Origin of the sequence: Rhodococcus sp. DT1 (assembly GCF_049844875.1) — a bacterium.
Lineage (GTDB): Bacteria > Actinomycetota > Actinomycetes > Mycobacteriales > Mycobacteriaceae > Rhodococcus.
In genome coordinates this window covers 175819-195054 of the sequence record NZ_JBNCLW010000001.1, presented here as the reverse complement: position 1 = coordinate 195054, position 19236 = coordinate 175819, and the positions used below count along the sequence as shown (strand labels likewise).

Below are 19236 nucleotides of genomic sequence, written 5' to 3'. Positions count from 1 at the left end.
CCGAACGACCACGCAGGACAGACTCCGGTGGCCATACTTCCGAGTGTGGATTGTTCTCGATCGCCTGCGTTCGATCCCTTCACGGCCGCGCCGGCACGGCGCGGCCTGCGCCCGTAGCCGACATCCCCCGGTACTGGAGAGCGCATGGCGGATTCACGCGACAAATCGGACGAAGCTCCCGTAGTCGCGCGCGAACTCGCAATCGTCTGCCTGGTCGCTGCTGTTGCCGGCGCGCTGATCGGCTTCGTCGGAGGAGCGTTCCGATGGTGTCTGCTGAGGGCTGACGCAGCACGGATCGATCTTCTGGGCTGGGCGCACGAGTTGCCCGGACCGGGATGGTTGATCCCGATGGGGGTCACGGCCGTCTGTGCCGCGATCGCGGCGTTGATAGTGCGCTGGGTGCCGTTCGCATCCGGTAGCGGTATTCAGCATGTCGAGGCCGTCTCCCGCGGCGAGGTCGACCCACCGCAATTCCGGATATTGCCTGCGACGTTGGTGGGCGGCGTCCTCAGCATCGGGTCGGGTCTCGTGCTCGGACGTGAAGGCCCCATCGTGCACATGGGCGCAGTCGCAGGGGCCGAGACAGCTCGCCGCGCGGGCATGAACGCCGATCACCAGCGACTCCTGCAGACGTCGGTATCCGGCGCGGGACTGGCGGTCGCGTTCAATGCGCCCATCGGTGGCGCGCTGTTCGTCTTCGAGGAAGTCATGCACTCGTTCCGGCTCCGGACTGTGGTGCCGGTTCTGGTGTCTGTCGCCGTCGGGGTCGCGTGCTCCCGTCTTGTCGTCGGAGATTCGCCTGACTTCTCGGTCGGCCCGGTCGATCCCCCCTCGATCACCCTGCTCCCGGCGTTCGTCGTGTTCGGTCTCCTCACCGGAGTTCTCGGCGCTGCCTACAACCGTGCGGTGATGGGTTCACTGTCCGTTGTGGACGCTCTCCGCTCGGTCCCCTCGGTGGTGAAGGCCACTGCAATCGGAGGTGCCATCGGCTTGCTCTCCGCAGCCTCACCTCCTGCTACCGGCGGCGGCGACTCCCTGGTGCAGCACGTGCTGTCGGGCGGCGCGCTCGCGATCCCGCTCGTCGCGTTGTACGTCGCATTGCGGTTCGCCACGGGGCCCCTCTCGTATGCCGCGGGCACTCCGGGAGGTCTGTTCGCTCCGCTACTCGCGCTCGGTGCGCTGTGGGGCGTGCTCTACGCGGGGATCTGCCACGCAATAGTTCCCGGAATCGATTCCTCTGTTGCGGTGCCGATGGCAATCGTGGGAATGGCCTCGATGTTCAGTGCGACGGTGCGCGCACCCGTCACCGGCGCGGTCCTCGTCATGGAGATGACCGCGACGACCAGCATCACCGTCCCGATGCTCGCAGCCGTCGCCGGGGCATTCGCCGTAGCGCAGTTGATGGGATCCTCGCCGATCTACGACAGCCTGAGAGAACGCATGCTCGCGCAACTGCACCACCCCCCACGTGGAGACTGACATCCGGCCCTGGTGAGGTTCACGCACGCCGCCAGCCACCGTCCACCAGGACCACGAGCCCGTCCAGCTCGAGCAATGTCAACGCCGCACGCACCTGCTCGACCGGCACACCCGCCGACTCCGCCAGGACGGACGGAGTGCAACTGTCCGTGGCCGGAAAAGCCTCGTACACAAGAGAACTCTCCCTCGACAAGCCATCGAGATCGCGGCGGAACAACGCATCACGTCCGTCGTCACGCCCGAGCAGCGGACCGCATTCCTCCACGACCTCGTGCGCACTGCCCACCAGACGCGCTTCACCTTCCCGGATCATCCGGTGGCACCCCTGCGACGATGCGGAGGTCACCGGCCCCAGTACCGCCATCACGGGCTTACCGAGCCGTCGAGCCCACGTCGCCGTGTTGCGGGCGCCGCTACGTCATCCTGCTTCGACCACGACGATGCCCGCTGCCGCGGACCTGGCGGGATGAGTGCATGGGAGAGCTACTGAACGGCGTCGGCATCCGCGGCTTTCGTAGTTTTCATGGAGAACTTCAAATTGGTTTCCCCTCTCCGAAAGTTGAACCTCATTGCAGGGCAGAACAATAGCGAAAAATTAAATGTATTTCGTGTCGTCCGCCGCATGCCTGATTTTCTTGGGAGCCCCCCCCCCCGCGCGGATTAGATATACCGAGGTCGGCGACCGAAGACACCTTCAAGATGGCCATTACTCTGAATAAGCGACGGGACGAATTAGTTGATCAATTGGTTGACTTAGGGGAAGGTCCGAACGCAGAGGTGGCGCGCATGCTAGATCATTCGTCTGTGTCTTACTGGTGGGGATCTCGTATGGCTAAGGATTGGACAAGCTCGCCACGGACTGTCACCGCGATCGCAGGCAAAATCGCTCCTGGGCGATGGCGTAAAGGGAAACTGGCTTTCGGCGATATGTTCCTACACGAGACTACCCAATCGGGAGCCCCTTGAGTGTGCGTCTCGGATCCTTGAACACCTGACTAGCTTTCAGGGTTACGTGGCCAGATGCGTGATTGACGTGAGCCGTCGAATCACGGTTGGTGACAATGACCAGGATGTCGCCGCTTCAATAAACGTGTCAGGTCTAGTAAAACGTCTGCTTGCACTTCAGTTCCCCGCCCCAGAACGCCCCGGTCAGGTGATGACGAAAGAGGAAGCCGGTGCGAAACCGGCGCGGTCCCGCCACTGTAATCGGGAAGCGACCCTCCACTCTGCAACGGCCCATGAGCCGAAAAGCAGGAGGGGAGCGACGATCCGAGAGCCAGGACACTCCCGTCATCGCGACCTCCTATTCGGGGCGGATTTCCCCGAGAGAGGTGGGCCGTCCACCATGCGCTTCACCGCGCCGTCGCTATGCCCCATAGCAACCTCCGGCGTATCCGGGCCCGACGACTCTTTCACTGTTCACGCCTGCCGTCTGCCCTAATTCGGCTCGGAACGCTGGCGACCTTGGCTAGGCTTGTCTCGATTCCTCGGCTACTCGAGCATCTGCCGGCACGAACTAGATCTTCGGTCGACCATTACCGCTCACCTGTGGAGAAACATGATCCAACGGCCCATGACCGCCGCGCTTTCCGTGCTCGTCACTGCAGGTCTCGTCCTGAGTGCGTGCTCGCCCGACACTTCGGGCGCAGACACCGCCATCGACGCACGCGGCTGCATCACCGATTTCGACGCGAACACCGATTACTTCCCCGACAAGTCGACACTGTCGGACGCGAAGAACTTCACCCTCGAGTACCACGACAGCTACCAGGTACTCACCGTGAACCAGCCGCACCCAGGCGGAGCACCGGAATCATATGTTCTGGTCAAGTGCGGCGCCCCAGCTCCGGAACTGTCCGGCGACCTCACGGCGGCTCCGAAGATCTCGACGCCGATCACCAGCCTGTACTCGGCCTCGACCACGCACCTGCCGCTGATCACCGAGCTCGGCCAACTCGACGTCCTGACCGGTGTCTCGAACGCCGGGTTCGTGTCCGATCCCGCGGTGCGTGAGCGGATCGACGCCGGAGAGATCGTCGAGTATGCGCCCGGACAGACGGTGAACACTGAGACGGTTGTCGCCGCGGACCCGGATGTGCTGATGACCGGCGGCACCGACGATCCGTCGTACGCCAAGCTCCGCGCCGCCGGGATTCCGGTTGTCGCGAACGCCGAATACCTCGAGTCGACCGCCCTCGGGCGCTCCGAGTGGATCAAGGCGATGGCAGCGCTCACCGGCACCGAAGCACAGGCAGCGGACGTCTACTCGCAGATCCGCAGCGACTACGAGGACGTCTCGGCGAAGGCGCAGGGCGCCGCGGCCAGCCCGGTACTACCCGGCACGATGACCCAGGGCACGTGGTACATGCCCGCCGGTGGCAGCTACATCGGCGGACTGGTCCGCGACGCGGGCGGCAGCTACCCGTGGCTGACCAATCCGGCGACCGGCAGCCTGCAACTGAACTTCGAATCGGTGTACGCGCAGGCCGGCAGCGCGCCGACGTGGTTCGTCACCAATTCGTGGGAGACGACCGCCGACGCCGTCGCCGAGGATCCCCGCTACGGTCGGCTCGCCGCGGCCCGCGACGGCGCGGTGTGGTCGGCGACGAAGGCGATCGGCCCGACGGGCGGTAACGACTTCCACGAGCGCGGCGTCACCCGCCCCGACCTGGTGCTCGCCGATATTGTCGCGATCCTGCATCCGGAACTGATGCCGAACCACGAGTTCGTGTTCTACCGGCAGGTGCCGCGGGCATGACGACGCTCCTGTCCCCTCCGCCGGCCCCGGTCACCGGGCCGGCGGACGGGAGCGGGCCGACGCCGGCACCGCGTGCGTTCTCGCGGCGGACCGCGATCACGCTGGCGCTGCTGGCCGCCTTCACGGTCGTGCTGTTCGTGCTCGCGCTGGCCCTCGGCCCGGTGCGGGTGCCGCTGGCGGACACCGCGCGAGTGCTGATCGGCGCTGCCCCCTCCGACCCGCGCTGGCAGGTGGTGGTGCACGAACTGCGCTTGCCTCGTACGATCACCGCCGTCCTCGTCGGCGCGGCGCTCGGTGTCGCCGGCCTGCAGATGCAGACCCTGTTCCGGAATGCGCTCGCCGACCCGTTCGTTCTCGGAGCGAGTTCCGGGGCGAGTCTCGGTGTCGCGCTGGTCGTCGTCGCCGCGGGAGGCGCGGGCGCGGCGTCGTTCACGTCCGGTTTCGCGGGAGCGGGACGCGCGGGTGTCGTGGCGGCGGCCGCGACCGGAGCCGCTGTCGTCCTGCTGCTGGTGCTGCTGTTCTCGCACTGGGTGAAGAACGCCGTGACTCTGCTCCTGATCGGCGTGATGGTCGGCTCCGCCACCACCGCGATCGTGAGCGTCCTGCTGGTCTATGCCGATCCACAACGTGCGCAACACTTCCTGCTGTGGGGCCTGGGCAGCTTCGCCGCCACCACGTGGGCCGATCTCGTGCTCATGGCCCCGATCGTGCTGGTGTGCATCTGCTTCGCGCTCGCCACGGTCCGACCCCTCAACGCACTCCTGCTCGGGGAGGGTTACGCCCGAACGATGGGCATCAACGTCCGACGTGCCCGCCTGCTCACCCTGCTCGCGGCCTCGTTGCTGGCGGGAGTGACCACAGCGTTCTGCGGCCCGATCGGTTTCCTTGGTCTCGCCGTTCCGCACCTGTCCCGCCTCGCCGTCGGTACATCGGACCACCGGTCGCTGATGCCGACCGTCATCCTCATGGGGTCCGCCGTGGCGCTCGCGTGCGGCATCGTCAGCCAGGTCCCCGGCAGTGACGCAGTTCTTCCGCTCAACGCCGTCACCGCGCTGATCGGTGCACCGATCGTCGTGACGATCCTCGTCCGCAGCGGCCGCGGCGTCGGAGGTGCACTGTGACCGACATCGTCCTGGACCTCACCGACGTCGCCGTCGGCTATCACGCCCGCCGCGCGCTGCGCCCGACCACCACGCGGATCGTCGCGTCGAACATCGACGCCGTCGCACGCCGCGGCGAGCTCACCGTGCTGCTCGGCCCCAACGGCAGCGGCAAGTCCACGCTGCTGCGCACCCTGTGCGGCCTCCAACCCGCCCTCCGCGGCTCGATCACATTGTCCGGCAACGACCTGCATGCAATGCCCGCCGCCGAGCTTGCCCGCACGATCGCCGTCGTGCTCACCGACCGCGTCGATCCTGGCATGCTGTCGGCGCGCGAACTGGCCGGACTGGGCCGCACCCCGCACCTCGGACTCGGCGGCCGAATGAGCGCCCGCGACCACGCCGTGGTCGCGTGGGCGCTCGACGCGGTCGGCGCCACCCATCTGGCCGACAGGCCGGCGAGCGAACTGTCCGACGGCGAGCGCCAGCGCGTGCTCACGGCGCGGGCGCTTGCCCAGGAGCCCACCCTGTTGGTCCTCGACGAGCCCACCGCGTTCCTCGACGTCCCGTCACGGGTCGCGCTCGTGGAACTGCTTCGCGCAGCAGCCCGGGAACACCATCTGGCGGTGGTGATGTCGACGCACGACCTCGAGTTGGCGCTGCGTGTCGCCGACCATGTCTGGCTCGTCGACCGCACCGGCCGATTGTCCACCGGCACGCCGGAGCGCCTCGCGCTCGACGGCCGGATCGGCGACGTCTTCGATTCGCGGTCACTGCGATTCGACGTCGGCTCCGGGGTCTTCACTCTCACGCCCGCACACAAGTCCCCGATCCGGGCGCGGGTCCGCGCGCCGCAGCCGGCAGCGTCGGCGATCGGGCGGCTACTCGGTCGCGAGGGCGCAGTGGTGGTCGACGACGACCAGCCCGCCGATCTGCTCGTCGACACAGGCGAGGGTCTCTCGGTTTTCCACGCCGGGAAGGTGCGTCCCGTCGAAGGCCTGGATGCGCTCCCACGTGTCCTACGTGACCTGCCGCGCACCGATCTACGCCTCGCCCCAGGCAACGCGGTCACCTCGACACTCGAAACCTTGGCCAGCATCAGCCCGTGCTTCACCGCCACGACGGGCGATCGCGGCCCGAGCAGATGGCGCCCGGTGCACGACCTCTACGACTACGCCGACGCGCTCGCCGGCGTAGTCGGACACGTAGGCGCCCGGATCGGCACCACCGAATACCGGGTGGCGGCATCGACGCTGTATCTCGGCTACGCGGCCCGCCTGTGGTCGCTCGCGCTCGGCGGCATCGTCCGCACCGGAATCCTGCCCGACGTCGACCGCCTGCTGTGGCGTGACGTGGACGGTCGCATCGACCTGCACCTGCCCGATGCCGTCGGCTGGGTGGACGACGATCTGGACGAGCTGGTCGAGGTCGCGCGCGAGATGGTCCTGGGCCGCCACATGGAACCGATGATCGCGGCGATCCGCGCCGCCGAGCCCATGTCGGCGCGCCTGCTGCGAGGCAACACCGCGTCGGCGCTGATCGGCGCAGCCCGAGTACTCGACGGAGAGGCCGGAACAGTCGCCGTGAAACTCGCGGAGACGATCCTCCTCGACCAGCGACTGGTTGACACAGTCGACCGGGAGGGACCCGGGTTCCGGCGCCGCAGCTGCTGCCTTTTCTATCGCACGCCCGCCTCCGGCTACTGCGAGGACTGCGTGCTCACCCGTCCGAATGCACTCGAAAAGAAGGAGGAATCGGCATGTCCACCACTCAACCCGAAGGGGTCCAGACCCCGATTATCGTCACCGAAAGCGGAGGGCGCGAACAGCGCTGGCCTATCCCGGCGGACGAGGAATCGCTGCTGAAGCTGATACACATCCTGTTCGACGAGTACTGGGACGACATCTGGTTCGGCATCATGATGGAGGGCGCCGCATGGGAGGTCGCGGCACCGAACGCTTCCAAACGCATCTCGATGTTCGACGGTTACGCGACGATCGACTTCGGCCGCTGGCACTTCCATCTGTGCATCGGCGAACACAACGACAGCGGACCGGAACTCGGCCGGATCCGCCGCTGCTCGCGCGCCGAGCTGTACCGCAGCCTCGGCGCCGACGGCACCCCACACTCGTGGGGCGTCCGCATGTTCAACGGCCGCGACGAACAGATGATGACAGCCATGCTGCCCAACCCATTCCTGACCAAGACACAGCAGATCCGCGACGAACTCGACTTCTCGCAGCTCCAACTCTGGGACCGCCTGCGCGAGCAGTACCTCGGGCTCGGTCCGGATGAGTTGGACCGCCAAGGCAGGGGCTACCGCCATCAGAGCTAGCGATAGCTCGCGCACTACCTTGCATCGAGCACCCGCGACCGGGGTGGGTGGCCTGCTCAGTCGGTCCGCGCCGGATCGTCGACCAGACGTAGTTCGGGGCGAGTGCTCGGGTCCCCGATGAGCGTGCGGAGCCTGGGCAGCTTGAAGGACAGTTCGCCAGCAAATTCCTTGATGGATACCGTTCGCCTCGGCGAGTTCGAGGGCCCGCTCGAGGAGAACAGGGACCTCTCCGGGATAGTCGTCGACGGGTTCGGGCCGGCCAGTTCCAGGTTCGTAGCTGCCGGAGCCTCTGGTAGGCGCGCCGGTAGGTTGCACCACTCACCGCACCGACCTCGCGGCACCGGTAGATCAGGGGGTCGACCGAGTACACCCCCTTGCTCGCCGAGTTGTGCGAGCGCGTTGAGGTCGAGTCGGCCCGGCAAGAGTGGGGTGATCTGGGCGGAAGGCGTGAGCAGCTCTGCGGCGAAACGATCTGCCTCCCTTTTCTGCGGGTCCCCGGCGACACGGTCCCCGTGCATGACCAGATGCCCAAGTTTCGTACGCCGCCGGTGAAGCGGTGCCGGTAGACGTCGTAGGCACGCCCTCCTCCCAGCGCAGTCACCTGGGCACGACTGAAGATCGAGTTGGCGCGCAGTTCGGTGTTTGAGATTCGAAAAATGACTGCGCGAGATTCCACAGATCGTGATACTTCGCCATCACGTCCTGCGGATTCATCAGCGAATAATGAAGGGCCCTGGTGAGGTTCACGCCCGCCGCCACCCTCCGTCCACCAGAACCACGAGCCCGTCCAGCTCGAGCAGGGACAAGGCAGCCCGCACCTGCTCGACCGGCACACCCGCCGACTCCGCCAAGACCGACGGAGTGCAACTGCCCGTGGCCGGAAAAGCCTCGTACACAAGAGAACTCTCCCTCGACAAGCCATCGAGATCGCGGCGGAACAACGCGTCACGTCCGTCGTCACGCCCGAGCACCGGACCGCATTCCTCCACGACCTCGTGCGCACTGCCCACCAGACGCGCTTCACCTTCCCGGATCATCCGGTGGCAACCCTGCGACGATGCGGAGGTCACCGGACCCGGCACCGCCATCACGGGCTTACCGAGCCGTCGAGCCCACGTCGCCGTGTTGCGGGCGCCGCTGCGCCATCCTGCTTCGACCACGACCGTGCCCGCAGAGAGCGCCGCGATCAACCGATTTCGCGCCAGGAACCGGTACCGGGCAGGCGTGGTCCCCGGCGGATATTCGCTGACGACGAGACCCGCCTCCGAGACCGAACAGAGCAACGCGGAGTGCGCTGCGGGATAGGCGCGGTCGACGCCGCAGGCAAGGACGGCCAGCGTCGTTCCCCCGACCCCCAGCGCCGCTCGGTGCGCGGCAGCATCGACCCCGAACGCCGCACCGGACACCACTGTCCACCCGTCGACAGCAAGATCCCCGGCGACCTGCGCGGTCACGTGTTCGCCGTATCCACTCGCCGCGCGGGTGCCCACGATGCCCACGGACCGGTCCGTCAGTTCGTCGATTCTTCGCTCCCCCCACACCCACAGCGCGAGAGGCGGCGCGTCGGCGTCGGCGGTGGTGGTCAGCGACTCGAATCCGAGTAGGTGCCAGGCCGGCCACTCCTCGTCGTCCGGCGTGACCAGGCGCCCTCCCGATCGTGCGAGCCTGCCGAGATCCTCCGCCGCCGTGTCGAGGTGCGCCCGCGCGGCAAGCCGGGACGACAACCGTCCGCCCGCGCCGCCCTGACGAACCGCCTCGGCCACCTCGACCACACCATGTTCCCCGATCGCCGCGGACAACGACCGGGACGCGCCCTGCGCCACCGTGGACAGATACGCCCAGGCGAGACGTCTCTCGTCGGCCGCGCTCACACCAAGCCCCTGTCGCGGAACTGCAGTGCTGTCGCGACGTGCACCTCCGACGGAGAGGCCGCACCCGCGAGATCGGCCAGCGACCACGCGACGCGCAACGCCCGGTCGGCGCCTCTCGCGGTGATCGCACCCTTCCGCAGCGCTCGTTCGACGGGCCGCACCGCCGCCGGGGCGAGCCGGAACTTTTGCCGCAGAGCGGGTCCGGGAACCTCGGCATTGGTGGACCACCCGTACTCGGCCCAGCGCTCCCGCGCGGCGCCGCGTGCGTTCGCGACCCGGGCACGCACTTCGTCGGTACTCTCGCCGGTCTCGTCCATCAGGGCGCTGGTCGCGACGGACTCCATCCGGATGCGTAGGTCCACCCGGTCGAGCAACGGACCCGAAAGCCTCCCGAGATACCGGCGGCGCGCCGTGGGAGCACAGACGCAGTCGGCGTCGCGTGCCGGTGCGCACGGGCACGGGTTCGCCGCCAGGATCAGCTGGAACCGCGCCGGGTACCGTGCCACGCCGTCACGCCGCGCAATCCGGACTTCGCCGTCCTCGAGGGGTGTCCGCAGCGCTTCGAGTGTTTTCGTGCCCATCTCGGCAACTTCGTCGAGGAAGAGGATTCCGCGGTGTGCTCGGCTTACCGCACCCGGCTTCGCCATCCCGGTCCCACCACCGATCAGCGAGCTCACGGAGGCGGTGTGGTGCGGTGCGATGAAGGGGGGTTCCGTCACCAGAGGACGGTCGGCGGTGAGCGTACCGGCCACCGAGTGGATCGCGGTCACTTCGAGGGCGTGCTTCTCGGTGAGCACGGGAAGAATTCCCGGGAGACGCTGTGCGAGCATCGTTTTGCCGATCCCCGGCGGACCGGTGAGCATGAGGTGATGCGCCCCCGCAGCGGCCACTTCGAGGGCGCGGCGCGCCTCGTACTGCCCGACGACTTCGCTCAGGTCCCCGCGGACCGCACGCGGAGGGGCGCGACGCTCGCCGGGACGCTCGAGAGCACCGTCACCCTGCAACCAGCGCACGAGGTCCGCGAGGGTATCGGCGCCGTAGATCTCGATCCCCTCCACCAGCGCGGCTTCGATCATCGTCGCGGTGGGCACCACCACCCTCCGCCACCCGTGATTCATCGCGGTCACGACCGCCGGCAGCACTCCCCGGATCGGCCGCAGCCTGCCGTCCAGTGCGAGTTCACCGAGGAGGATCGTCTTCTCGAGGAGATCGAGGGGGACGACGTCGGCGGCGTTGAGCACCGCGCACGCAAGACCCACGTCGTAGACGCTGCCCACTTTGGGCAGCGTCGCCGGCGACAACGCCAGCACGACTTTCGAATCCGGCCATGCAGCACCCGAATTGGACACCGCGGCGCGCACCCGATCGCGCGACTCCTGCAGTGCGGTGTCGGGCAGACCCACCATGGTCACGCCGGGTAGCCCCCGGCCGATATCCGCTTCTATCTCGACGACCTGCCCGTCGACACCCGAGACCGCCACCGACCAGGCTCTGCCCAGCGCCATCACAGCACCTGCCGCAGGTGGGTGATGACAGGCGCGTAGCCGCGCTGGAGCAGCACTGTCACGACATCCACCCGGATGTGCGTCCACCGCCTGCCCTGCGCGGCGAGCCACATGCCTGCGAGACGCCGGATCCGTTCGGTCTTACCGCGGGTAACGGCTTCGGCGGGTGTCCCGTACCCGAGACCCGACCGGGTCTTGACCTCCACGAATACGAGGACCGCGCCGTCCTGCGCGATCAGATCGAGTTCCCCGTACCGCGTGCGCCAATTGCGTTCGAGCACCACCATTCCGGCGGACTCGAGGAATTCTGCGGCGAGGTCTTCTCCGCGTATCCCCAGATCCCGATTACGTCCCATGCCCGGCTCCTCCCCCTGCGTGCACCTACTGTGCAGCGGGGAGGGCGCGAGGCAACGGAAACAAGGGCGCCGGGGCGTGATCTGTGGATGAGGGCGGGCGTTGTGGACAACCCCCTCCGCCCGGCTATCCCAGCTTGTCGGGCAGCCTCAGCTCGGGCTTGTCGAGTTCTTCGATGTTGACGTCCTTGAAGGTGATCACCCGGACGTGCTTGACGAACCGCGCGGGGCGGTACATGTCCCAGACCCAGGCGTCGGACATGCGTACCTCGAAGTACACCTCTCCGCTCGCGTTGTGCGGGAGCAACTCGACCGCGTTGGCGAGATAGAACCGTCGTTCGGTCTCCACGACGTACGCGAACTGACCGACGATGTCCCGGTACTCCCGGTACAGCGAGAGCTCCATCTCGGTTTCGTACTTTTCGAGATCCTCGGCACTCATCGCTTTCGGTGTCCTCCCAGTCCGGTGTGTCCTGTCATCATCCCGCATCTGCCTCGTCGATGAACAATCGCCGCCGGAACGGGGTGTCGCCGGACACCGCCGCGACGTTTGCCCACGACCGTCGATGCTCGTGGCACGGGCCGCGTTCTCGCAGCGCCGCGATGTGGGCGGGTGTGTTGTAGCCCTTGTGTACCGCGAAACCGTACCCCGGTATCTCGCGATCGAGGTCCACCATGATCCGATCTCGCGTGACCTTCGCGAGAATACTGGCAGCCGCAATACAGGCGGCCGCGCCGTCTCCGCCGATGACCGGAAGCGACGGAACCGGCAGACCGGGCACCCGGAATCCGTCGGTGAGCACATAGCCGGGTGCGAGGGACAGGCCTGCGACGGCGCGTCGCATGCCTTCGATGTTGGCCACGTGGATACCGATCGCGTCGATCTCCGCGGCCGGTACCTCGATCACATTCCACGCGAGTGCCCTGCGCGTGATGACCGCGTACAACTCTTCGCGAGTCTTCTCGGTGAGCTTCTTCGAGTCGTCGAGCCGATCGAGCGACGGGTGCGGCTTCGGGCCGAGAATGCAGGCCGCGATGACCAGCGGGCCGGCGCACGGACCTCGCCCGGCCTCGTCGACTCCGGCCACGGGACCGAGTCCGCACCGGACGAGGGCGGATTCCATCGTCCGCAGGCCCGCGGACCTGCGGATCACCGGACGAGGGGGCCAATTGTCCAGAACGGTCACGAGGGGATTATCTCCGGAGAATCGATCAGACCCCACCGCCCGGGGGGCAGCACGATGAACTGGGCCTTGCCGATCACGTTGTCCAGGGGAACGGCACCCTGGTATTCGTCGCCGACGTGATACCGCGAGTCCGCGGAGTTGCTGCGGTTGTCGCCCATGACCCATACCGCGTCCTCGGGGACGGTGATCGGTCCGAAGCACCGGCCGGACGGTACGTCGGTGTCGCAGTCGACCACACCGGGCGTGAACGGGTAGTCCATCTGCACATAGGGCTCGTCGAGCGGTTTTCCGTCGACGAGGACGCGGCCCTGGTCGTCACAGCACTCGACCGTCTGACCCCCGACTGCGATGACGCGCTTGACGAGGTCGTTCTCGTCGGGCGGCACGACACCGATCAGCGAGCCGACCTCCTGGAGGCCGCGCAGAACGACATTGTCGGAGCGAGTCGAGGTGTATCCCGCCGACCACGAGTCGGGTCCCTTGAACACGATGACGTCGCCGGGCCGGGGATCGGTGAAGCGGTAGCTGATCTTCTCGACGACGATCCGGTCTCCGGTACAGCCCGGGCATCCGTGGAGCGTGGGCTCCATCGACTCGGACGGGATGAGGTAGACGCGGGCGACGAATGTCTGGAGCAGGAAACTCAGTGCCAGCGCCACCACGATGAGAATCGGGAGTTCGCGCCAGAAGGACTTCTCCTTCTTCGTGTCCGTGTTGTCGTCCTTGCGGGAGAATCCACCGCCCGGATCGGCGTCGTCGCGCCGGTGGTGTGCACCGGAGGTTCGGTGGTTGCGGGCGACGGCGTCGTCGCTGTAACGGTGCGCACCCGGACCGGCCGGATCGTGCGGGGAATCTGCCACGACGACAGCCTAGCGTCTGCCACCACGCTCTCCGAACGGCGACAACCCGGCACGGACGAATGTCCGTACCGGGTTGTCGAACTCGTGGTTCAGCGCGTGGAGATCAGCGCTTTTCCTTGATCTTCGCAGCCTTGCCGCGCAGGTCGCGCAGGTAGTACAGCTTGGCGCGACGCACGTCACCGCGGGTGAGGACGTCGATCTTCGCAATGTTGGGGCTGTGGACCGGGAAGGTGCGCTCGACACCGACGCCGAACGACACCTTGCGCACGGTGAAGGTCTCGCGGACGCCGCCGCCCTGACGCCGGATCACGACGCCCTTGAAGACCTGCACGCGCTCCTTGGAGCCCTCGATAACCTTGACGTGCACGTCGAGCGTGTCGCCGGGACGGAAGTCCGGGATGTCGTCGCGCAGCGACTTTGCGTCCAGAAAGTCCAGGGTGTTCATCGGTTACATCCTCTTTTTTGCTCGAGCAGAGGAACCTGGCGGCGACCACCGTGAGGCGGGCTCGACCGGTTCATACCCAGGTCAGGTAGGCGTGCCCTAACGGGGCAACCCGTCAATTGTGCCAGACGACGCCGCCGGAGGCGAAATCGACGGCGGTGGCAGCGCAGGATGGACCTCCCGGTCGAGGACCTCCTCGGCCACGACCTTCGAATTCTCCACGCTTCCGCGCACCGTCTCGAGCGTCGGAGCCCCCGCCACGAGGTTCTGCACGACGACCTTCGCCCGGACGACGGGGCGACGTACTTTCCGCTCCCGGGCGAGCGACCGAGCCATCTTGCGCGAGTCGGGTGCGTACCGCGCCCGTGCCCACGGCGCCGCCGGACGCGACAACCGGAGCGCACCGACCCACAGCAGCGGAGCGAAGAACAAGCCCACCAGCCCCGTCCAGATCTTCCCTTTGGACAGGACGACCATCGCCAGCAGCAGGTCGATCACCGCACCCACCACCAGCAGGCCGCGGCTGATCAGGTCGCCGGTGTCCTCGAAATTGCCGGCGTCCCCGAGGTCCAGCGGCCGGAGCCCGACGAGCAACATGCCCGTCACGGCGACCGCGACGAACACCGCGTCGACCGAGACGCGGCCTTCTTCGTCCCAATAGACGTCGTTGAGGTAGAAGATCAGCGCGAACTCGTCCAGGGTCAACGCGGCGCCGATCCCGAACAGCGTCGCGAACACGACCCCGGCCGCCAGGCTGCCGTCCTCGTAGAAGCCGATCAGGCCACCACCGGCGATCACCATGGTCACCACGCCGAACACCACATGGTGCACATGGTGTCCGCCGGGACTGATGTTGCCGGGCCACCACCGCACGTTCGCGCGGATCATGCGCACGCTCATCCGGATGAACAAGAAGGCCACCACGAAACCGATGAGGAAGCACAGCAGCGGAAATCGCCCCTGCTCGACGATTTCTCTGCGGAACCAGTCGATCATTCCGGTCATCGCACGACCGGCAGCCACTCCATACAACTCAGCATCGCAGGTGCGGGGCCACGCCGCGGAACAACGCGACCCCGCACCGGGATACGAACTACTTCCCGAATCCGGCTCGTCGCAGCGCCTCGGCCATGGACCCGGCGGCCGGAGCTTCGCTGCGCCGGCCCGACTGCCCGTCGCGGTTCCGGCCGCCCTGTCCGTTGCCCCGCGTCTGGCTGTCGCCCCGGCCCTGAGTGTTGCCCCGGCTCTGGCCGCCGGCCGGTCCCCCGCGGCGTGCGCCGCCGCGCGACGGACGCCCGTCGGACGCATCGGGCGTGGTCGAGGGCAGTTCGTCGTCGAGGCGGAGGGTCAGCGCGATGCGCTGTCTCGGCACGTCGACCTCGAGGACCTTCACCTTGACCACTTCGCCGGACTTGACGACGTCGTGCGGATCCTTGACGAAGCTGCGCGACATGGCCGACACATGCACCAGACCGTCCTGGTGCACTCCGACGTCGACGAACGCACCGAATGCGGCGACGTTGGTGACGACACCTTCGAGCACCATTCCCGGCTTCAGGTCGCCCACCTTCTCGACGCCCACCGCGAAGGTGGCGGTCTTGAACTCCGGGCGGGGGTCGCGTCCGGGCTTTTCGAGTTCCCCGATGATGTCGGTGACCGTCGGCAGCCCGAACTTGTCGTCGACGAAGTCGTCCGGACGCACCGTACGGAGCGTTGCGGTGTTGCCCAGCAGTTCGCGCACGGCCGTCCCGCTGCGTTCGGCGATCCGTCGCACCACGGGGTAGGCCTCGGGGTGCACGGCGGACGCGTCGAGCGGGTCCTCACCGTTGGGGATGCGGAGGAATCCGGCGCACTGCTCGAACGCCTTGGGACCGAGCCGCGCGACGTCCTTGAGCGCCCGGCGGCTGGGGAAGGGACCGTTCTGGTCGCGGTGCGCCACGATGCTCTCGGCGAGCGACGACGTGACACCCGAGACGCGCGAGAGCAGCGGCACCGACGCAGTGTTGACATCGACCCCCACCGCGTTCACCGCATCTTCGACGACCGCTCCGAGGGACCGGGCGAGCATCGTCTCCGAGACGTCGTGCTGGTACTGCCCCACGCCGATGGACTTGGGATCGATCTTGACCAGTTCGGCGAGCGGATCCTGCAGGCGCCGGGCGATCGATACCGCGCCGCGGATCGACACGTCGAGGTCGGGCAGTTCCTGTGAGGCGTACGCCGAGGCCGAGTACACCGAGGCCCCCGCCTCGGACACCACGATCTTCGTGAGACCGGGCGTGCCGAGCTTCGCGATCAGTTCGGTGGCGAGCGCGTCGGTCTCCCGCGACGCCGTGCCGTTACCGATGGCGATCAGTTCGACGCCGTGCCTCGCGACGAGTTGGGCGAGGGTCGCCAGCGACTGGTCCCGTTTGTTGTGGGGCTGGTGCGGGTAGATCGTGGCATGGTCGACGACCTTGCCGGTGGCGTCGACCACTGCGACCTTGGTGCCGGTGCGGAAGCCGGGGTCCAGGCCCATGGTGGGACGGGACCCGGCGGGTGCGGCGAGCAGAAGATCCTTGAGGTTTGCCGCGAAGACGTCGACGGCATCCTTCTCCGCGGACTGCTTGAGCCGCATCCGGAGATCGACACCGAGCGAGACCTGCAGGCGGGTCCGCCACGCCCAGCGCACGGTGTCGAGCAACCAGCGGTCGGCGGCCCGGCCGCGGTCGGCGATACCGAAACGTGCGGCGATGCGGCCCTCGAAGTACGACGGCTCCCCCGGCTCGGGCTCGTCGGCATCGGGAACGAGCGTCAGGGAGAGCACCTCTTCCTTTTCGCCACGCAGCATCGCGAGGATGCGGTGGGACGGAAGCTGGGTGAACGGCTCGGAGAATTCGAAGTAGTCCGCGAACTTCGCGCCGTCGGTCTCCTTGCCCGGGCGGACGGCCGCTTTCATGCAACCGCGGCTCCACATCGCCTCGCGAAGTTCACCGACGAGGTCGGGGTCCTCCGCGAAACGCTCGACGAGGATGGCACGTGCACCGTCGAGTTGCTCTGCGGAGAACCCGGCGGGATCGGTGCTCGGGTCCGAGTAGAGGGCGTCGGCGACGGGTTCGTGGCCGGCTTCCCGCGCGATCTGCGCTTTCGTGCGCCGCTTGGGCTTGTAGGGCAGGTAGATGTCCTCGAGCCTGGCCTTGGTGTCCGCGAGGCGGATCTGGGCGCGCAGGTCGTCGTCGAGTTTGCCTTGGGCCTCGATCGATTCGAGGATCGCGGTGCGGCGCTCGTCGAGTTCACGCAGGTACCGCAGTCGCTCTTCGAGGGTGCGGAGCTGGGCATCGTCGAGTCCGCCGGTCGCTTCCTTGCGGTAGCGCGCGACGAACGGAACGGTCGCGCCGCCGTCGAGCAATCCCACCGCCGCAGCCACCTGGTGTTCGCGGACGTCGAGTTCGTCGGCGATTCGCCGGATCACGGTGTCGGGTTCGGTTGTCACGACGATCGACCCTACATTTATCCTTGCGAAGCTCCCCGGGCGCCACATCGGGTTCCGGACGGAGCGTCGACGACGGACGCGTGGACGCATGGTGCTGCGCGCCGCACAATGGCATACAGGAGCAAACGATGAATCGGGGTCGCCGGACCGGTGCTCGGTCGTACGCAACGGTGCTGCTCGCAGCAGCAACGGTAGTGGCGTGTGGATCGCAGTCCGACGGGTCGAAAGAGATCGTGCCGGCGCTTGCCGCGCTGAACCCGGGTGTCACGGATACCGACGGTGACGGGTTCGCGGACCTCGCCTTGCAGATGGGCTCGTCCTCACTCGACGTGGAGTCGGTCGCCGACCGCATCGAAGCGGCAGCGACCCTCGCGGAACGCCGGGGTGCCCGGATGACCATCGCCGTGCTGGATCGCAGCACCGGCGCACGCACGGTGGGCGGCGTGGACGAGCCCGTGGAAACCGCATCGGTGGTGAAACTGTTTCTCGCCGACGACCTGCTGTTCCGCGAGTCGACCGGCGAAGTGACACTCACCGAGGACGACTACGACCTCATCGAGAACATGCTCCGGTCGTCCGACGACACGGCCGCGAATCTGCTGTGGGCGCAGCACGGTGGTTCGGAGATGGTCTTGCGGGTTGCGGAGCGGCACAACCTCACCGGGACCACGCCGCCGTTCTCACCGTGGTGGTGGAACACGACGACCACGGCGTCGGACCTGCTCACCTGGTATGACGATGTGCTCGGTGGTCGCGGCGGGCTCGACGAAGAGGCGCGCGCCCGGATCATCGGATATCTGACCGATTTCACACCCACAGGATCGGACGGGTACGACCAGACGTTCGGTCTGCCCGAAGGCCTGCCGGGCATGACCGATCTCGGGGTCAAGCAGGGATGGATGTGCTGCCTCGACGGCGAGTGGGTGCACCTGTCCACCGGTTTCTTCGGCGACGACCAACGGTATGTCGTGGCCGTGACGTCGCAGGAAGAGGTCACCTACGAGGAGGGCGATCCCGAGTTCGGCACGGGAAGCCTGCCGGATACGGCGCTCTACGACGTGACCTACGACGGCAGCGCCCGGCATGCGCGCGAGACGGTGTCGATGGCGGTGGAGACGGCACTGGGCAGCAGCGCCGATCGCTGAGCGGCAGCGCGCAGAGCGGTCAGTTCTCGTCGGGCAGCAGGTCGGGCCGGCGTTCCCGGGTGCGGGCGAGCGATTGCTCCCGGCGCCAGGCGGCGACCTTCGCGTGGTCGCCCGAGAGGAGCACCGCCGGTACGTCCAGTCCACGCCAACTGGCGGGCCGCGTATAGCTCGGTCCCTCGAGGAGTCCGTCGGAGAAGGAATCTTCCTGGTGCGACTGCTGATTGCCGAGGACGCCGGGGAGCAACCTGACGACGGCCTCGACCATGACGAGTACCGCGACTTCCCCGCCGATCAGTACGTAGTCCCCGATGCTCACTTCCTCGACGCGCACGCGGCGGGCCGCGTCGTCGAAGACACGTTGGTCGATGCCTTCGTACCTGCCGCACGCGAAGACGATGCGCTTCTCCTGCGACCAGCGCTGGGCGGTGGCCTGGTCGAACGGCCGCCCCGCGGGGGTGGGGACGACGAGCAGGACGTCGGGGTCGGTGTCGCCGTCGGGGCCGGCGAGCACGTCGTCGAGGGCAGGCCCCCAGACGGTGGGTTTCATGACCATTCCGGGACCCCCGCCGTACGGCGAGTCGTCGACGGCCTTGTGGACGTCGTGCGTCCAGTCGCGGAGATTGTGGATGTCCACGGAGATCAGGCCTTTGTCGATGGCCTTGCCAAGGAGCGCTGCACGCATCGGTGCGAGATATTCGGGAAAGATGGTGACGACATCGAGTCGCACGG

16 protein-coding genes, 1 pseudogene and 1 riboswitch are annotated in these 19236 nt (G+C 67.4%); of the genes and pseudogenes, 6 read left to right on the top strand and 11 right to left on the bottom strand.

Features of this window, described 5'->3' with window-relative positions:
- Positions 1-144 precede the first annotated feature (144 nt).
- The gene (locus ACLQ3J_RS00875; protein WP_425901917.1) at positions 145-1479 is read left to right on the top strand and encodes a ClC family H(+)/Cl(-) exchange transporter; all 1335 of its coding nucleotides are present in this window, start codon (positions 145-147) and stop codon (positions 1477-1479) included.
- A 19-nt stretch (positions 1480-1498) separates the two neighbouring features.
- On the opposite strand, the pseudogene ACLQ3J_RS00870 reads toward ACLQ3J_RS00875, so the two are convergent.
- Positions 1499-1927: pseudogene (locus ACLQ3J_RS00870) on the bottom strand (DNA-processing protein DprA); the annotation flags it as partial.
- A gap of 686 nt (positions 1928-2613) precedes the next feature.
- Positions 2614-2786, top strand: a riboswitch (cobalamin riboswitch).
- 251 nt (positions 2787-3037) lie between these two features.
- On the opposite strand from ACLQ3J_RS00870, the gene ACLQ3J_RS00865 reads away from it, so the two are divergent.
- From ACLQ3J_RS00865 to ACLQ3J_RS00850, 4 genes are read left to right on the top strand one after another with little or no spacing between them, the layout of a single operon-like run.
- Positions 3038-4237: an ABC transporter substrate-binding protein gene (locus tag ACLQ3J_RS00865; RefSeq protein WP_425901915.1), complete on the top strand. Its 1200-nt coding sequence runs from the start codon at positions 3038-3040 to the stop codon at positions 4235-4237.
- Positions 4234-5358, top strand: coding sequence for a FecCD family ABC transporter permease (locus tag ACLQ3J_RS00860; RefSeq protein WP_084722328.1), 1125 nt, complete (start codon positions 4234-4236; stop codon positions 5356-5358). The genes ACLQ3J_RS00865 and ACLQ3J_RS00860 overlap by 4 nt, the downstream gene beginning before the upstream one ends.
- On the top strand, positions 5355-7202 hold the full coding sequence (locus ACLQ3J_RS00855; protein WP_072698628.1) for an ATP-binding cassette domain-containing protein: 1848 nt from the start codon (positions 5355-5357) through the stop codon (positions 7200-7202). The genes ACLQ3J_RS00860 and ACLQ3J_RS00855 overlap by 4 nt, the downstream gene beginning before the upstream one ends.
- On the top strand, positions 7097-7672 hold the full coding sequence (locus tag ACLQ3J_RS00850; RefSeq protein WP_072698629.1) for a DUF7676 family protein: 576 nt from the start codon (positions 7097-7099) through the stop codon (positions 7670-7672). The genes ACLQ3J_RS00855 and ACLQ3J_RS00850 overlap by 106 nt, the downstream gene beginning before the upstream one ends.
- A gap of 743 nt (positions 7673-8415) precedes the next feature.
- On the opposite strand, the gene dprA is transcribed toward ACLQ3J_RS00850, so the two are convergent.
- From dprA to ACLQ3J_RS00805, 9 genes are all read right to left on the bottom strand, one after another.
- Positions 8416-9543 (bottom strand): DNA-processing protein DprA, encoded by a 1128-nt coding sequence (dprA, locus tag ACLQ3J_RS00845; RefSeq protein WP_296550961.1) that lies wholly within the window; start codon positions 9541-9543, stop codon positions 8416-8418.
- Positions 9540-11048, bottom strand: a complete 1509-nt coding sequence (locus tag ACLQ3J_RS00840; RefSeq protein WP_296550960.1) for a YifB family Mg chelatase-like AAA ATPase — start codon at positions 11046-11048, stop codon at positions 9540-9542. Before ACLQ3J_RS00840 ends, dprA begins: the two co-directional genes overlap by 4 nt.
- Positions 11048-11404, bottom strand: a complete 357-nt coding sequence (locus ACLQ3J_RS00835; protein ID WP_296550959.1) for a YraN family protein — start codon at positions 11402-11404, stop codon at positions 11048-11050. The genes ACLQ3J_RS00840 and ACLQ3J_RS00835 overlap by 1 nt, the downstream gene beginning before the upstream one ends.
- A gap of 124 nt (positions 11405-11528) precedes the next feature.
- Positions 11529-11843 (bottom strand): DUF2469 domain-containing protein, encoded by a 315-nt coding sequence (locus ACLQ3J_RS00830; protein WP_072698634.1) that lies wholly within the window; start codon positions 11841-11843, stop codon positions 11529-11531.
- Between the two features lie 37 nt (positions 11844-11880).
- Positions 11881-12579 (bottom strand): ribonuclease HII, encoded by a 699-nt coding sequence (locus tag ACLQ3J_RS00825; protein ID WP_169620716.1) that lies wholly within the window; start codon positions 12577-12579, stop codon positions 11881-11883.
- Between the two features lie 5 nt (positions 12580-12584).
- Entirely contained in the window at positions 12585-13448 is an 864-nt protein-coding gene (lepB, locus tag ACLQ3J_RS00820; RefSeq protein WP_296550958.1) for a signal peptidase I, read from the bottom strand.
- A gap of 103 nt (positions 13449-13551) precedes the next feature.
- Positions 13552-13893 (bottom strand): 50S ribosomal protein L19, encoded by a 342-nt coding sequence (rplS, locus tag ACLQ3J_RS00815; RefSeq protein ID WP_072698636.1) that lies wholly within the window; start codon positions 13891-13893, stop codon positions 13552-13554.
- Positions 13894-13989: 96 nt separating this feature from the next.
- Positions 13990-14886 carry a hypothetical protein gene (locus ACLQ3J_RS00810; protein ID WP_206038754.1) on the bottom strand — a complete coding sequence of 299 codons (897 nt, stop codon included), beginning with the start codon at positions 14884-14886 and terminating at the stop codon, positions 13990-13992.
- Between the two features lie 97 nt (positions 14887-14983).
- Positions 14984-17362: a Tex family protein gene (locus tag ACLQ3J_RS00805; protein WP_296550957.1), complete on the bottom strand. Its 2379-nt coding sequence runs from the start codon at positions 17360-17362 to the stop codon at positions 14984-14986.
- Between the two features lie 128 nt (positions 17363-17490).
- Here ACLQ3J_RS00805 and ACLQ3J_RS00800 point away from each other — a divergent pair, with 128 nt between their 5' ends.
- The gene (locus ACLQ3J_RS00800) at positions 17491-18507 is read left to right on the top strand and encodes a serine hydrolase (RefSeq protein ID WP_169620538.1); all 1017 of its coding nucleotides are present in this window, start codon (positions 17491-17493) and stop codon (positions 18505-18507) included.
- Between the two features lie 19 nt (positions 18508-18526).
- Here the strand turns inward: ACLQ3J_RS00800 and trmD are convergent, their stop codons facing one another.
- Positions 18527-19234 carry a tRNA (guanosine(37)-N1)-methyltransferase TrmD gene (gene trmD, locus ACLQ3J_RS00795; protein WP_169620537.1) on the bottom strand — a complete coding sequence of 236 codons (708 nt, stop codon included), beginning with the start codon at positions 19232-19234 and terminating at the stop codon, positions 18527-18529.
- Positions 19235-19236: the final 2 nt, after the last annotated feature.